Origin of the sequence: Deinococcus planocerae (genome assembly GCF_002869765.1) — a bacterium.
GTDB lineage: Bacteria > Deinococcota > Deinococci > Deinococcales > Deinococcaceae > Deinococcus > Deinococcus planocerae.
Genome location: NZ_PNOR01000015.1, coordinates 1 through 13,847 on the forward strand (window position 1 = coordinate 1; position 13,847 = coordinate 13,847).

The 13,847-nt window shown below is 68.7% G+C and carries 14 protein-coding genes and 1 pseudogene; 12 read left to right on the forward strand and 3 right to left on the reverse strand.

What is annotated here, in order from left to right; all coding sequences use genetic code 11:
• From A7B18_RS10100 to A7B18_RS10110, 4 genes and pseudogenes are all read left to right on the forward strand, one after another.
• A pseudogene (locus A7B18_RS10100) lies at positions 1–126 on the forward strand (IS701 family transposase); the annotation flags it as partial.
• 1 nt (position 127) lies between these two features.
• The gene (locus A7B18_RS21415; protein WP_146009516.1) at positions 128–778 is read left to right on the forward strand and encodes a hypothetical protein; all 651 of its coding nucleotides are present in this window, start codon (positions 128–130) and stop codon (positions 776–778) included.
• Entirely contained in the window at positions 771–3,869 is a 3,099-nt protein-coding gene (locus A7B18_RS10105; protein ID WP_102126668.1) for a type I restriction endonuclease subunit R, read from the forward strand. The genes A7B18_RS21415 and A7B18_RS10105 overlap by 8 nt, the downstream gene beginning before the upstream one ends.
• Positions 3,870–3,972: 103 nt before the next feature.
• Positions 3,973–4,611 (forward strand): class I SAM-dependent methyltransferase, encoded by a 639-nt coding sequence (locus A7B18_RS10110; RefSeq protein ID WP_102126574.1) that lies wholly within the window; start codon positions 3,973–3,975, stop codon positions 4,609–4,611.
• 6 nt (positions 4,612–4,617) lie between these two features.
• Here the strand turns inward: A7B18_RS10110 and A7B18_RS10115 are convergent, their stop codons facing one another.
• The gene (locus tag A7B18_RS10115; RefSeq protein ID WP_102126575.1) at positions 4,618–5,799 is read right to left on the reverse strand and encodes an acyl-CoA dehydrogenase; all 1,182 of its coding nucleotides are present in this window, start codon (positions 5,797–5,799) and stop codon (positions 4,618–4,620) included.
• A gap of 23 nt (positions 5,800–5,822) precedes the next feature.
• The gene (locus tag A7B18_RS10120; RefSeq protein ID WP_102126576.1) at positions 5,823–6,083 is read right to left on the reverse strand and encodes a hypothetical protein; all 261 of its coding nucleotides are present in this window, start codon (positions 6,081–6,083) and stop codon (positions 5,823–5,825) included.
• Between the two features lie 55 nt (positions 6,084–6,138).
• Here A7B18_RS10120 and A7B18_RS10125 point away from each other — a divergent pair, with 55 nt between their 5' ends.
• The 8 genes from A7B18_RS10125 to A7B18_RS10160 all read left to right on the forward strand — a co-directional run bounded on the left by A7B18_RS10125 (position 6,139) and on the right by A7B18_RS10160 (position 13,246).
• Entirely contained in the window at positions 6,139–6,441 is a 303-nt protein-coding gene (locus A7B18_RS10125) for a hypothetical protein (RefSeq protein WP_102126577.1), read from the forward strand.
• An 82-nt stretch (positions 6,442–6,523) separates the two neighbouring features.
• Complete coding sequence (gene mreB, locus A7B18_RS10130; RefSeq protein WP_102126578.1) at positions 6,524–7,564, forward strand: rod shape-determining protein; 1,041 nt, start codon at positions 6,524–6,526, stop codon at positions 7,562–7,564.
• 67 nt (positions 7,565–7,631) lie between these two features.
• Entirely contained in the window at positions 7,632–8,060 is a 429-nt protein-coding gene (gene fabZ / locus A7B18_RS10135; protein WP_102126579.1) for a 3-hydroxyacyl-ACP dehydratase FabZ, read from the forward strand.
• 145 nt (positions 8,061–8,205) lie between these two features.
• Positions 8,206–9,351 carry an LptF/LptG family permease gene (locus tag A7B18_RS10140; RefSeq protein ID WP_102126580.1) on the forward strand — a complete coding sequence of 382 codons (1,146 nt, stop codon included), beginning with the start codon at positions 8,206–8,208 and terminating at the stop codon, positions 9,349–9,351.
• Positions 9,348–10,541 (forward strand): MGDG synthase family glycosyltransferase, encoded by a 1,194-nt coding sequence (locus tag A7B18_RS10145; protein ID WP_342747169.1) that lies wholly within the window; start codon positions 9,348–9,350, stop codon positions 10,539–10,541. Before A7B18_RS10140 ends, A7B18_RS10145 begins: the two co-directional genes overlap by 4 nt.
• Positions 10,538–11,761 carry a polysaccharide deacetylase family protein gene (locus tag A7B18_RS10150; protein WP_102126582.1) on the forward strand — a complete coding sequence of 408 codons (1,224 nt, stop codon included), beginning with the start codon at positions 10,538–10,540 and terminating at the stop codon, positions 11,759–11,761. The genes A7B18_RS10145 and A7B18_RS10150 overlap by 4 nt, the downstream gene beginning before the upstream one ends.
• A 64-nt stretch (positions 11,762–11,825) precedes the next feature.
• Complete coding sequence (locus A7B18_RS10155; protein ID WP_102126583.1) at positions 11,826–12,584, forward strand: class I SAM-dependent methyltransferase; 759 nt, start codon at positions 11,826–11,828, stop codon at positions 12,582–12,584.
• A 41-nt stretch (positions 12,585–12,625) separates the two neighbouring features.
• Positions 12,626–13,246 carry a LysE family translocator gene (locus A7B18_RS10160; RefSeq protein ID WP_102126584.1) on the forward strand — a complete coding sequence of 207 codons (621 nt, stop codon included), beginning with the start codon at positions 12,626–12,628 and terminating at the stop codon, positions 13,244–13,246.
• Positions 13,247–13,267: 21 nt separating this feature from the next.
• Here the strand turns inward: A7B18_RS10160 and A7B18_RS10165 are convergent, their stop codons facing one another.
• Positions 13,268–13,780, reverse strand: coding sequence for a metal-binding protein (locus A7B18_RS10165; RefSeq protein WP_180970100.1), 513 nt, complete (start codon positions 13,778–13,780; stop codon positions 13,268–13,270).
• Positions 13,781–13,847: the final 67 nt, after the last annotated feature.

The following is a 13,847-nucleotide window of genomic DNA, read 5'->3' on the forward strand; positions in this document are numbered from 1 at the left end:
GAAGTCGCCGCCCGGGTGGCCCTGCCCCTGCTGGTCATTCAACGACTCGCTGCACAGGTCTGTCGAGAGGAAGAATTCCTGCGCCAGCACGGGTATTCACTCACCTTATCCAGATGCAAGACCTAAGTTGACCCTGCCGCCCTGGGTATATGGTCCATTCGAGTTATTACTTCACGCAGAGCTTCACTATCGTGAGGGAGGAGAGTTTGACCGACGCATAGCGTTGATAAGTTTTGACAATGCTATCGAAGTCGCAGTGAGCACGTTCCTATCTTTACATCCTTTACAAAGAGGCAAGGAGGAATATGATGGAGCTAAGGTGCAACACTGGTTGCGCTCATTTCCAAACAAATTAGAATTTATAGAGCACAGGTGCGGCAATCAAAAGATTACTCCCGCGGTCAGCAGCGCAGACATGATTTACTATCACAATATACGTAATGACCAGTATCATGAAGGGAAGGCAACAATACCAACCTGGGAGACTCTAAGCGGTATTAGATCGGCTGCTTTATGGGTTTTTAACTTTCTTTACAATGTACCTGATATAGAATCAAGAATTGAAACAAGAATTAGAAGCTTGACTCCCGAAGTTGATATACCTAAACGGGATGATGAACTTGATAAATTTATAGATACCAAGTACGGCGTGGTGTGGTTTGGCGAGACCTCAATTTATGCTAGCGATCTTCTTTTTGCCTACGATCCCATCGCCTATCGCAACATAGGTATTGAGGCAAAACAAATAAAGCTGCAAGGCGGTGACGGTGATGAGTAGTTTCAACGAATCCACCGTCGAACTCGCCGCAATTGAATGGTTGGGGCAACTCGGCTACGAGTACCAGTACGGCCCCGACATCGCGCCCGAAGTGCCGGGGGCCGAGCGAGCAGCCTTTTCTGAGGTGGTCCTGGTTGAGCGGCTGCGCGTGGCACTCGAACATCTCAACCCCGGCGCCTCGGCCCAGGCACTCGAAGAAGCTCTGCGGCAACTGACCGCGCCGGACCTCCACCCCAACCTGCTTCAGGCCAACCGCGCCCTGCACGCCCTGATCGTGGGCGGCGTGCGGGTGGAGTTGCCCGACGACTCTGGAGGCACGCGGGCCGAGCATCTGCGGGTGATCGACTTCGACCAGCCCCAGGGCAACTCCTTCCTGGCGGTGAATCAGTTCACCGTGACCGAGGCCAGGGTGGAGCGCCGACCGGACCTCGTGCTGTTCGTCAACGGGCTCCCGCTGGTGGTGCTGGAGTTCAAGAACACGCGCGACGAACGGGCGACGATTGAAAAGGCGTTCGACCAGTTGCAGACGTACCAACTGCAACTCACGCGCTTGATGGCCTACAACGCCCTGCTGGTGATCTCGGACGGCACCGGGGCGCGGCTGGGCGTGGTGGGGGCGCCGTTCGAGCGGTTCCAGCCCTGGAAGACGGTCACGGGCCGGGAGGTGCTGCCCGAGAGCCTGGGCACGCTGATTCAGGGGGCCTTGAGCCCGGCGGTGCTGCTGGACCTGCTGCGGCACTTCACGGTGTTCGAGGCGGATGGTCCGGAGCTGGTGAAGAAGGTGGCGGCCTATCACCAATACCACGCGGTCCTGCGGGCAGTCCATCAGACGGTGGAGGCCAGCCGTGCCGATGGCGACCGCAAGGGCGGGGTGGTATGGCACACGCAGGGCAGCGGCAAGAGCCTGTCGATGGTCTTCTACGCCGGAAAGCTGGTGGTGCAGCCCGAACTGGCGAACCCGACGCTGGTGATCCTGACCGACCGCAACGACCTCGACGACCAGCTCTTCGGGATCTTCAGCCGCTGCGCGGAGTTGCTGCGGCAACAGCCCGAACAGGTGGGCAGCCGGGCCGCGTTGCGGGAGTTGCTGGGCGCGCGGGCGGCGGGCGGCATCGTCTTTACGACCATCCAGAAGTTCATGCCGGGGGACAGGGGCGACACCTTCCCCACGCTCTCGGAGCGTTCCAACGTCGTGGTGATCGCGGACGAGGCGCATCGCAGCCAGTACGGCATGAAGGCGCGGGTGGATCAGAACACCGGCCAACTGTCTTACGGCTTTGCCAAGCACATGCGCGACGCGCTGCCGAACGCGACCTTCCTGGGCTTCACGGGCACGCCCGTCGAGCTGCGGGACGCCGACACGCGCGCCGTGTTCGGCGAGTACATCGACGTGTACGACGTGCAGCGGGCGGTGGACGACGGCGCGACCGTACCCATCTTCTACGAGTCGCGGCTGGTTCGCATCAGGCCCGACGACGCGGCCTGGGACACCCTGGACAGCGAATTCGAGGACATCACCGAGGGCGAGGAGGTCGCCAGCCGCGAGAAGCTCAAGACGAAGTGGGCGGCGCTGGAGGCCCTGGTGGGCGACCCCAAACGGGTGCGGCTGGTCGCCGAGGACCTGGTACAGCACTTCGAGCAGCGGCAGGAGGTCATCGAGGGCAAGGGGATGATCGTAGGGATGTCACGACGCATCTGTGTAGCCCTGTACGACGAGATCATCCGCCTGCGCCCCGAGTGGGAGGGCGCCGGAGACACCGAGGGCGTCATCAAGGTCGTCATGACCGGCAGCGCCACCGACGACAAGAGCTGGCAAAAGCACATCCGCAGTGGCGCCCGCAACCGCGAGATCGCCGACCAATTTCGCCAAGCGGACAGCTCCATGCGGCTCGTCATCGTCCGGGACATGTGGTTGACGGGCTTCGACGTGCCCAGCCTGCACACCATGTACATCGACAAACCCATGCACGGCCACAACCTGATGCAGGCCATCGCCCGCGTGAACCGCGTGTTCCGGGACAAGCCGGGCGGGCTGGTGGTGGACTACCTGGGGCTGGCGAACAGCCTCAAGGAGGCCATGCGCGTCTACACGGACGACGGGCGGGTCGAGCCCAAGCGCGACTTCGAGGAAGCCCTGGACCTGATGCAGGAGAAGCTCGACGTGGTACGGGGCATCCTGCACGGGTTCGACTACACCGACTTTGCCGGGGCCACCCCGGCAGAGCGCGTGGCCCTTATTGCGGCGGGACAGGACTTCGTTCTTGGGAAGCGCGAGGCCGTCAAGGAGCGGTACATCCGGGAAGTGCTGGCCCTGGGGCAGGCCTACGCGCTGGCGATTCCACACCCCGACGCCCTGGCCGTGCGGGAGGAGATCGTCTTCCTGCAAACGGTTCGCGCCGCCCTGAGCAAGCAGGAAACTACCCAGACCCGGCAGGCGCGGCATGAGGTCAACCACGCCATCCAGCAACTCGTCGAGAAGGCGGTCGCGCCGGACGGGGTGATCGACGTGTTTGCGTCGGCGGGACTCAAGCGTCCAGACATCTCGATCCTGTCAGAGAGCTTTCTTCAGGAAGTACGCGACATGCCCCAGCGCAACCTCGCCGTAGACCTGCTGGAAAAACTGCTGCGGGACGAGGTGCGAACCCGTTCACGCCGCAACGTGGTTCAGTCGCAAAACTTCAGCGCGAAGTTGGAAGATGCCATTGCCCGATACCAGAGCCGCAGCATCGAGACGGCCCAAGTGATCGAGGAGTTGCTGGACCTGGCCCGGCAGATGCGGGAGGCTCAGCGGCGCGGCGACGACCTGCGGCTCTCGGAGGACGAAATCGCTTTTTACGACGCGTTAGAGGTCAACGACAGCGCGGTCAAAATCATGGGCGACGACGTTCTGCGGGAGATTGCACATGAGATCGCCGAAACAGTGAGGCGTAATGCCACAGTCGATTGGCACCTCCGCGAACAAGCGCGGGCCAAGTTGAGATTAATGGTGAAAAAGGTTCTGCGCAGGCACGGCTACCCGCCGGACAAGACCGAAAAGGCCAGCCAGTTGGTCCTTGATCAGGCGGAACTCTTCGCCGGACAGGTCACGTAACTTCTTGCCTCCGGGGTCTGCTGGAGCTTAGAACGCAGCTCGTGATGAATCCTGCCCCACCACCGGACGGGGCTTCTACTTGCCCCCAGGAGAGAGGGGCCCCGTGAACGACACCCCTTCCCCCTCCGCCGATCACTGGCAGGCCGAGCACTACCGCGACCGTCACGCCTTCGTCTTCGAGACGAGCCGTGACCTCGTGTCGGGCTGGCTCGCGCCGCAGCCGGGCGAACGTGTCCTCGACCTGGGGTGCGGCACGGGAGAACTGACCGCCCAGATCGCCGGGAGCGGCGCGGTGGTGACGGGCGTGGACGCCTCACCCGACATGATCGCGGCGGCACGGGAGCGGCACCCCGGTGTGACCTTCCGGCTGGAGGACGCCCACCACCTCACCTTCCAGGCGGAGTTCGGCGCCGTGTTCAGCAACGCGGCGCTGCACTGGATGAACCCCCTGCCGCCCGTGTGGGCCTTCCCCAGCCCCGCGGAGCTGGCGACGCTCCTGGAGACGGCAGGCTTCCGGGTCGAGCGTCTGCACCGCTTTGGCCGCCCCTCGGTCCTGAGCGGCGCGGACGGCTTGCGGGCGTGGCTGGAGGGCTTCGCGGGGGCTTGGCTCGCGCCACTCGGAGACGACGAACGGCAAGCCGTCCTGGCCCGCGCCGAGGAGCGGGCGAGGCCCCGGCTGTGGAACGGGCAGGACTGGGTGGCCGACTACGTGCGGCTGCGGGCGCTGGCGGTGAAGGCGTGAGGCACCTCAGCCCACGATCTCCCCGAACACCGCCCGGCTGATCACGAGCTGCTGAATCTCCGAGGTGCCCTCGTAAATCTCGGTGACCTTGGCGTCGCGGTAGAGGCGTTCGACGGGGTACTCGCGGCTGTAGCCGTTGCCGCCGAAAATCTGGATGGCGTCGCGCGCAGCGTCCACGGCGGCTTCCGAGGCGAGCAGCTTGGCGATGCTGGCCTCCTTGCCGTGGGGCTGGCCCTGCTCGCCCAGCCACGCGGCCTTGAGGGAGACGAGCCGGGCGGCCTCAATGCGGGCGGCCATGCGGGCGATCTTGAAGGAAACCCCCTCGAACTCGCGGAGCTTCTTGCCGAACTGCTCGCGCTCGGCGGCGTAACGGGTGGCGTGCTCCAGCGCCGCGCGGGCGATCCCGAGGGCCTGCATGGCAATCCCCACCCGCCCCGAGTCGAGGCTGGACAGGGCGATGATCAGGCCCTGGCCCTCCTCGCCGACCATGTTCCCCTGCGGCACGCGCACCCCGTCGAAGGTCACGGTGGTCGTGTGCGCGGCGTGCAGCCCCAGCTTCTCCTCAGTGCGCCCGAAGGAGAGGCCGGGGGTGCCCTTCTCGACGACGAAGCAGCTCACGCCGCGGGCCCCGGGACCGCCCGTGCGCGCCATCACGAGGTAGGTGTCCGCCTGCCCACCCGAGGTGATCCAGGCCTTGGCGCCGCTGAGGACCCAATCTTCGCCGTCGCGCGTGGCCCGGAGTTGCAGGCTGGCAGCGTCGGAGCCCGCCCCGCTCTCGGTGAGGCAAAATGCGCCGATGCGCTCGCCCGTGGCGAGGGGGCGCAGGTACTTCTCACGCTGGGCGTCCGTGCCGTACTTCAGCAGCATCTTCTCCGGCAGGCCGTTTTGCACGGAGACGATCACGGCCACCGAGGCGTCGGCGGCGGCGATCTCCTCCAGGCACAGGGCGTAGGTCACGGCGTCGAGCCCGGCCCCGCCCCACGCCTCGGGCACGGTCGCTCCCAGGAGACCCAGCTCGGCCAGGCCACGCAGTTGCGGCCAGGGGTACTCGCCGCTGCGGTCGTACTCGGCACTCAACGGGGCGATCTCGGCGCGGCAGTAGTCGCGGACGTGCCCGACGATCAATCGCTGCTCGTCCGACAGGGCGAAGCCCAGGCCGGAGTCGGGGGGAGTGACGGTGGTGGTCATGCCACCACGCTACCAAACGGGCGTTAGGAGCCGTGTAGTGCGGCTGACAGCGCCTCCTCGATGCCCCGCCCGCGCCAGCCGGTGTCCACGCCCAGGGCCTCGCCCCCCTCCCACCGCAACGCCGCGCCGATCACCGCGCCGCCCGCGATGGCGAGGGCCGCGCCCGTCAGCGCGTCCAGCGGGGCTCCCGGGCACAGCCGCGCCGCCGACGCCTTCAGGGCGGGCGCGAGGGGCCGGGGGGGCCGGGTGACGCGAACGCGGGCGGGCAGGGGCGGGACGCTCACGGGGCGGAGTCTACCGCCGGGGGGGCGGATTCCCTTCTCAGGCGGTACCTCTACAATGCCCGGCGATGACGGCGACCATCCGGGCGGCGGGGCAGGGGCGAGGGTGCGGGCGCTGAGGTGGGGGCTCGTCGTGGTGCTGGCGCTGGCGGCGCTGGCGCTCGCCGCGCTGACCCTCGGCACGTTCGCCACGCTCAACCCGGGCGCGCCGCTGTGGCTGCGGTCGCTCGGCAGTGTGGAGGGGGTGCTGAGCGCTCAGGCGGGGCTCGGGGAATTCGGGAGCTTCCAGCGCGCCCTGGGGCTGATGGTCCTGGCGAGCCTGCTCGCGGGGCTGGCGGCGTACCTGAAACCGAGAGGGTGAGGGGGGGCGGCTTCCGGCCCCCCGCTTCAGGGCGCTTTCATGACCCGTGCTACGATTGGGGCGTTTTGAGCGGAGGCATGGCGTGAGGTTTTCTGAAGACATCGGCATCGATCTGGGTACCGCGACATTCCTGATTTACACCAAGAGCCGGGGCCTGGTCCTTCAGGAACCCAGCGTGATCGCCATGACGCGCGACAGCAAGCAGGTCAAGGCCGTCGGCGAGGAGGCCTACCGCATGATCGGGCGCACCCCCGGCGGGATCGTCGCCGTGCGGCCCATCAAGGACGGCGTGATCGCCGACGAACTCCTCACCGAGCGGATGATCACCATGTTCCTGCAAAAGGTGCAGGGCGGGGCGGGGCGCATGTTCGGCCTCAAGCCGCAGCTCATGGTGGGCATTCCCAGCAACGTGAGCGACGTGGAAAGGCGGGCGGTGCTGCGCGCGGCGCTGAATGCCAACGCCCGGCGCGCCTTCCTGATCGAGGAGCCGCTCGCGGCGGCCATCGGGGCGGGGCTCAAGATCGCCGAGCCGGTGGGCAGCATGATCGTGGACATCGGCGGCGGGAGCAGCGACATCGCGGTCATCTCGCTCGGCGGCATCGTGGTCAGCGAGTCGCTGCGGGTGGCCGGGGACGAGTTCGACGAGAGCATCATCCGCTACGTGCGGCGCAAGCACAATGTCCTGGTGGGCGAGCGCACCGCCGAGGAGATCAAGGTCAAGGTGGGGGCCGCCACCCTCCTCGACGAGGGCGAGAACCTCACCGCCGAGGTGCGGGGCCGCGACCTCGTGAACGGCCTGCCGAAGACGATCACGCTCGATACCCGCGAGGTGGTCGAGGCGCTCAGCGAGCCCGTCAGCCAGATCGTCGAGGGCGTCAAGCGGGTGCTGGAGATCACCCCGCCCGAACTCGTGAGCGACATCCTCGACCACGGCATCGTGATGACGGGCGGCGGCTCCCTGCTGCGCAACTTCGACGTGCTGATCCAGCAGGCGACGAACATCCCCGTGCGGGTGGCGGAAAACGCCGTCGAGGCCGTCGCCATCGGCACGGGCATGGCGCTGGAGATGATCCCGGTGCTCGGCGACAGCCTCGTGTCGAGCGACCACTACCTGCGCCGCTGACCCCGTGGGAGCCGCCGGGGGGCCGAGTGTGGCGCCCGGCCTCCCCCACGCCCCAAGGAGACCTGCTATGGAACCCCTCCTCATCCAAGACGTGCTACGCGTGCTGCCCCACCGCTTCCCCTTCGTGCTCGTGGACCGGGTGCTGAGCGCCGGGAACGGCGAGGTCCACGCCCTCAAGAACGTGACCGTCAACGAGCCCTTCTTTCCGGGGCACTTCCCGCAGGAACCCGTGATGCCGGGCGTATTGATCGTGGAGGCGCTGGCCCAGGCGAGCATGTTCTGCCTGCACGGTGAGCTGGAGCCGGGCACCGTCGGCTACCTCGCCGGGGTGGAGGGGGCACGCTTCAAGCGCAAGGTGATTCCGGGCGACCAGCTCCACCTCCACGCCAAACTCGACTTCCTGCGCCGGGGCCTGGGCAAGACGACCTGCCGGGCCGAGGTGGACGGACAGGTGGCGGCGGAGGCGACGATTCTCTTCGCGGTAGGGAAAGGGTAAGTGGGAAGTGGTCCGTGGTGAGTGGTGGGCGGCGACCCATGCCTGAAGATCTGCTCTTCGGGACCTGGGGGTGGTCGGGAGAGGGCGGTCGGCCCTTCTCCACTGACCACTCACCACTTCCCACTCCCCGCCCCGAAGGGGCCAAGTGACCCGCCTCACCCGCTACGTCACCCGCGAGCTCTTGCCGCCGCTGCTGGCCGGGACGCTGCTCTTTACGGCGATCCTGAGCTTCGGGTACTTCTTCATCAGCAGCCAGTGGCTCCAGGGGGTGCCCGTGGGATTGATCGGGCAGTGGATCGGGTATCAGGTGCCGGACACGCTGGTCAAGATTTTCCCGATGGCGGTCGTGCTGATGACGGTGGTGGCCTTCGGGCGCCTCGCCACCGAGCGCGAACTCGTGGCGGTGCAGTCGGGCGGGATCGGGCTGGGGCGGATCGCGCGGCCCGTGGCGGTCGTCGCGGGGATCGTCACCCTGATTGCCGTGTGGCTGAGCCTGTGGGTGGCGCCCCGCGCGAACGTGGAGACGCGCGGCCTGTACTGGGACGTGCTGACGGGCGCGGGGCTGGGGCGGCTCGCCGGGCAGACGCTCGACCTGCGGGGCGGGCTCACCCTCTCTCTTGCCGGGTACGACCACCGCACGCGGCAGATGAGCGGGGTGCGGGTCGAGCGCTGGCAGCCGGGCGACATCCGGCGCGGCACGGTGATCTTCGCGGACGCGGGCACCTTCGAGGGCAACGTCCTGAGCCTGACGGGGTATCAGGTCTTTTCCGTGAACTATGGGGCGGTGGCGAATCTCGCGCGGGTGCCCGAAGGCGACCCGGCGGCCTTCCGCGCGGCAGTGCAGGAGGTCTTCCCGAACGTGATCCTGCCCGAGCGGGCGACGGACACCCTCACGCTCGACACCGGGCTCTCGCGGCAGGAGACCTTCGCCGAGTACGCGGACGCCATCGGGGCGGACTCGCAGGGGTGGGATGAACTGACCACGGCGCTCACGGCCCCCGGCGTGCCCGAGGGCGAGCGGCAGGACGCGCGGCTGGGCCTCAACCGCAAGCTGGCGCTGCCCTTCGGGAACCTCGTGCTCGCGCTCGCCGCCCTGCCCTTCGCGCTGCGCTACGGGCGGACGCTGGGCGTTTCGCTGGGGATCGCCCTGATGATCGCGGTCGCGTATTACCTGCTGTTCTTCGTGGGGCTGACGGTGGCGGGCAACCTGCCGGGGCTGCCCGAGGTCGGGGTGTGGCTGGCGAACGTGGTCTTCGCGGGGATGGGCCTATGGCTGCTGAGGCGCGCGTGAAACAGAGTTCGCAGGAGGCGGTGCGCGGGACGCAGGAACAACCACCGCGCACCGCACACCGCCTCCTGCCTCCCTCCACCGAATTGCGCGCCCTGATCCTCTCCGCCTCGTTCGGCAGCGGACACCATCAGGCAAACGACGCGCTCGACCGGGCGCTGCGGGCAGCGGGGGTGAGCCTGGAGGCGCGGCACGCGGACTTCATCGCGTACCTCACGCCGCTGGAGCGGGCGGTCACGGCGGGCACCTACGCGGCGTGGCTGCGCTACGCGCCGGGGATGTACCGGGCCTTTTACGAGTGGACCGACCGCGAGACCGAGCCCCGGGCGCTGACGGGCACCTTCGGCTGGCTGGGCCTGCGCGGGATGCTGCGCGACGTGCGCGAGGTGCGCCCCGAGGTGGTCGTGAGCAGCTACCCGACCCCCGTGGCGCTGGCCCACACCGCCCGCACGCGGTTGGGCGAGGACTTCCTCAACGCCCTCGTCGTCACCGACTACCGCATCCACCACCACTGGGCGCGGCCCGAGGCCGAACTCCTGATGGTGCCCACCGAGGAGGCCCGCGAGCAGATGGGGCGCTGGCGCATCCCGCAGGCGGATGTCATCGTCACCGGCATCCCCATCTCGCCGAGGTTCCGCGAGCTGATCGGAGTGGACAAGGCGGCCCTGCGCGAGCGGCACGGGCTCACGGCGGACGAGCCCCTGATCCTCGTGTCGGGGGGCGGCACGGGCACCTACCGGGCCCTGGGGCGGGTGCTGGCCGAGTTGGCGAACCTGGGGCGACGGGTGCAGGTGCTCGTGCTCGCGGGGGCGCGGGGGCGGGGCATCCAGCGGACGGGAGGGGCGACCCTCCACGCGCTCGGCTTCACGCGGGATTTCCCCGAACTCCTCGCCGCCTCCGACCTCGTGGTGGGGAAGGCGGGGGGGCTGACGGTCGCGGAGGCCACCACCCTCGGGGTGCCGCTCGTCATCCACGACCCCATCCCGGGGCAAGAGGAGCACAACGCGGATTATCTCGTCCGGCACGGGGCGGCGCTGTGGGCGAGAGACGTGGCGAAGGTCCGGCCCGCCATCCTGCGCGCCCTCGACCCGGACGAACACGCCCGCCTGAGCGCGGGCGCGACTGCCGTCAGCGTGCCCGACGCCGCCGACCGGGTGGCCTGCGCCCTGCTGCGGAAACTGGGGCGGGCATGAGGCGGCGGGGCTGGCTGGGGCTGGGGGCGCTCGCTCTGCTGGGCTCCGTAGGTCTCCCCTACCTCCTCGTGCAGCGGCTGAACCTGGGCCTGATCCGCGAGGGACGGCAGGAGAAACGGGCGCTCGCCCTCACCTTCGACGACGGGCCCGACCCCGCCACCACGCCCGCCGTACTGGACGCGCTGCGGGGGGCGGGTGCGCGGGCCACCTTCTTCGTGATCGCCCCCCGCGCGGAGGCACACCCGGAGCTGATCGCCCGGACCCTCGCCGAGGGGCACGAGGTCGAGCCCCACGCGGCGCGGCACGTCCACGCCTGGGTGCGGACACCGTGGGAAGCCTTCCTTGATCCGGTGCGGGCGGCGCGGCGGGTGGGGGCCCTGACCCGACGATCCGCCCGGCTGCACCGCCCCCCTCACGGCGCGTACACCCTCGCCACCGTGCTGGGGCAGCGCGCGGCGGGGGTGACGGGCGCCCACTGGACGGTCGAGGGGCGTGACTGGCACCCGCAGTCCACGCCGGAAAGCGTGCGGAGGCGGGTGGGAGCCCTGGCCCACCCCGGCGCGGTCGTCGTCCTGCACGACGCGGGGCCGGGGGCGCGCAACACGGTGCCCGACCTCCCCGGTCTCCTCGCCGACCTGCGGGGGCGGGGGTACGCCCTGGTGCCGCTCGGGGAGTTGGACGGGGCCGCGCCGCTGACCCTCCGGAACCTGCCCCGCCGCCTGCTGGGGGGCCTCGACCGGCGGGGGGACCGGGCGGGCGGGGTCGAGCCTGCCGGGGGACGGGCGGACAACCTCTTCCGGCTCGGGGCCGTGCGCTTCGCGCTGGAGGGCGTCACGCTGGCGGACGGGACTCCCGTGCCCCGGGGCACCCCTGCCGCCGAACTCCACCTCAACAGCCCGCTCCTCGTGGACATCGGCCTGCGCCGGGGCCTGCGCCTCGCTCCCGGGGACTTCCGGGACCTCGCCCGCGACCTTCAGGCGAGGCCGGAACTCCGGGACGCGCGGGTGATCTTCGGCATCAGCACCTTCGCGCCGCTGCTCGCCCTGCTGGGCTTCGAGAGCCACCCCCTCCCCCCCGCCGCCCTGCGCCGATTGCGCCCCTGGTCGGCCCTGGTGCGCCGCGCCTACGGGACGGAGGGCCCCATGCCCGAAGTCAGGCTGAGCGTGGTGAGTCGGGAGGCGTTTCTGGAGCGGTACGGCGAGACGGTGAGTGGTCAGTAGTCCGTGGGAAGTGGAAAAGATCGAGTCCACTCACCACTGACCACTCTCCACTACCCTCTTCCCCGTGAACTACGACGACTTCGCCGACCTCTACGACCACCAGTACGACATCTACCGCGACGACCTGCACTTCTACGCGGGGGTCGCCGAGCGCGTCGGCGGGCCGGTGCTGGAGGTGGGGGCTGGAACGGGGCGGGTGACGGCCTTCCTCGCGCGGCGCGGGGTGCGGGTCGTGGGCCTGGAACCGAGCGCGCGGATGATCGAGCGCGGACGTGCCCGGGCGGCGGAGGGCGGGCTGAGTCTGGACTTTGTGCAGGGAGAAGCGGGCAGCTTCACGCTGGAGGAACGTTTTCCCCTCGTCATCGCCCCCTTCAACTCCCTGATGCACCTGTACACGCCGAACGAGCAACTCGCCGCGCTGGAGAACCTGCGGGCGCACCTCCTTCCCGGCGGCGCCTTCGTGTTCGACCTGTACGTGCCCCGCTTCGGCGAGACGAACACCGTCCGGCACGAGGGCGAGACCTTCCACGGCCCGGACGGCTCGCGCACGGATGTCTTCCTCGTGCAGCGTCACGACCGGCCCCGCCAGCACATCACCACCGAGTATTTCGCGGACACGACCGGGCCCGAGGGTCAGCTCAGGCGGCGGCACTACACGCTGACCCAGCGGTACTACACCCGCTACGAGGTCGAGTGGCTGCTCCGGCACGCGGGCTTCGAGCCGCCGCGCGTGTCGGGCTCTTTTCAAGGCGGGCCGCTGGAGGAGGGAAGCGAGGTGATGGTGTTCCAGACGCGGCGGGGGGAGGAGAAGGGGGCTGGCTAGCCGACCGGAGCCGTCCCGTCACGTCTGGCCTAGACTCCATCATGCTCGATCCCCACCAGTACGGCGCTTTCCTTGCGGCGGCCCTGATTCTCGCGGTGCTTCCCGGTCCCGGGCTGCTCTACGTTCTGGCCCGCAGTCTGGGAGGAGGACGGCGCGACGGGGTACAGAGTTCTTTCGGCACCTTCTTCGGTGGCATGTTCCACGTGTTCGCCTCCGCCGCCGGGCTCTCCGCCCTTATCCTCGCCTCGTCGCTCGCCTTCAGCGTCGTGAAGTACGCGGGGGCGGCCTACCTGATCTATCTGGGCGTGCGGACGCTGCTCTCCAAGGAACAGCTCCACTTCGATGTGGAGGGTGCGCGTCGGCAAAATCACGCCTTCCGGCAGGGCATCGTCACCGAACTGCTCAACCCGAAGACCGCGCTCTTCTTCCTGGCCTTCATCCCGCAGTTCGTGAACCCGGAGGCAGGCGGCGTGTTCTGGCAGTTCGTGCTCCTCGGGACGACCTCGGTCGTGCTCAACACGCTCGCCGACCTCGTGGTCGCCGCGTTCGCCGGGCCGCTCGGGTCGCGCCTGCGGCTCAATGCGCGCTTTCAACGCGGCCAGAAGGTCGCCTCGGGCGGCGCGATGATCGCCCTCGGCACCTACGCGGCGGTCGACCGCTGAGTGGGCCGCCCCCATCCCCGCCTACCTCCCCAGCTTCCGCATCCCCCGCCGCATCCCGTGGTCGGGCCGCACCCCGTCGGCAATCAGGTGGAGCCACTGGCTGAGGTAGTAGCCGAGCAGGATGGGCACGAGGAACTTGAGGCTGACCGGCTCGGGAATGCCCGGCAGGGGCAGGTCCGGCACGAAGGTCCGCAGCAGCCCGACGACGAGGGCGACGATCACGGCGACGTAGGCGAGGCGGGTGAGCGGCCCGACCACCCAGGTGTGCGAGAGGCCCCGGTGGCTGAAGATCATGCCGTAGGGCACCCAGAGGATGCCGAGCAGGCCCCAGTGGCGCTTGCTGTCCACCCGCCCCTCGGCGAGGTCGAGGTCGGGCGAGAGGAGGAAGGTGCCCGCCGCGAAGCCCAGGGTGAAGTTCAGCGCCTGCACGGGCGTGACGGTGACGAGCCCCGCTCGGGAGGCGAGCAGGACCCCCGCGGCAAGGACGCTGTAGGCGGCGATGTTGATGAGATTGTGGACACGTCCGCTGGGCACGCCCCCATTGTGGGGGCCCGGCCCGTCTTCACATACCGCCCGCCCGGCTGCGGCATCCTGAGCACGC

Coding starts and splice junctions, on each gene's coding strand:
- A7B18_RS10105 (WP_102126668.1), top strand. CDS start 771: ATGAGTAGTTTCAACGAATCCACCGTCGAACTCGCCGCAATTGAATGG.
- A7B18_RS10115 (WP_102126575.1), bottom strand. CDS start 5,799: ATGACCACCACCGTCACTCCCCCCGACTCCGGCCTGGGCTTCGCCCTG.
- A7B18_RS10125 (WP_102126577.1), top strand. CDS start 6,139: ATGCCCGGCGATGACGGCGACCATCCGGGCGGCGGGGCAGGGGCGAGG.
- fabZ (WP_102126579.1), top strand. CDS start 7,632: ATGGAACCCCTCCTCATCCAAGACGTGCTACGCGTGCTGCCCCACCGC.
- A7B18_RS10150 (WP_102126582.1), top strand. CDS start 10,538: ATGAGGCGGCGGGGCTGGCTGGGGCTGGGGGCGCTCGCTCTGCTGGGC.
- A7B18_RS10160 (WP_102126584.1), top strand. CDS start 12,626: ATGCTCGATCCCCACCAGTACGGCGCTTTCCTTGCGGCGGCCCTGATT.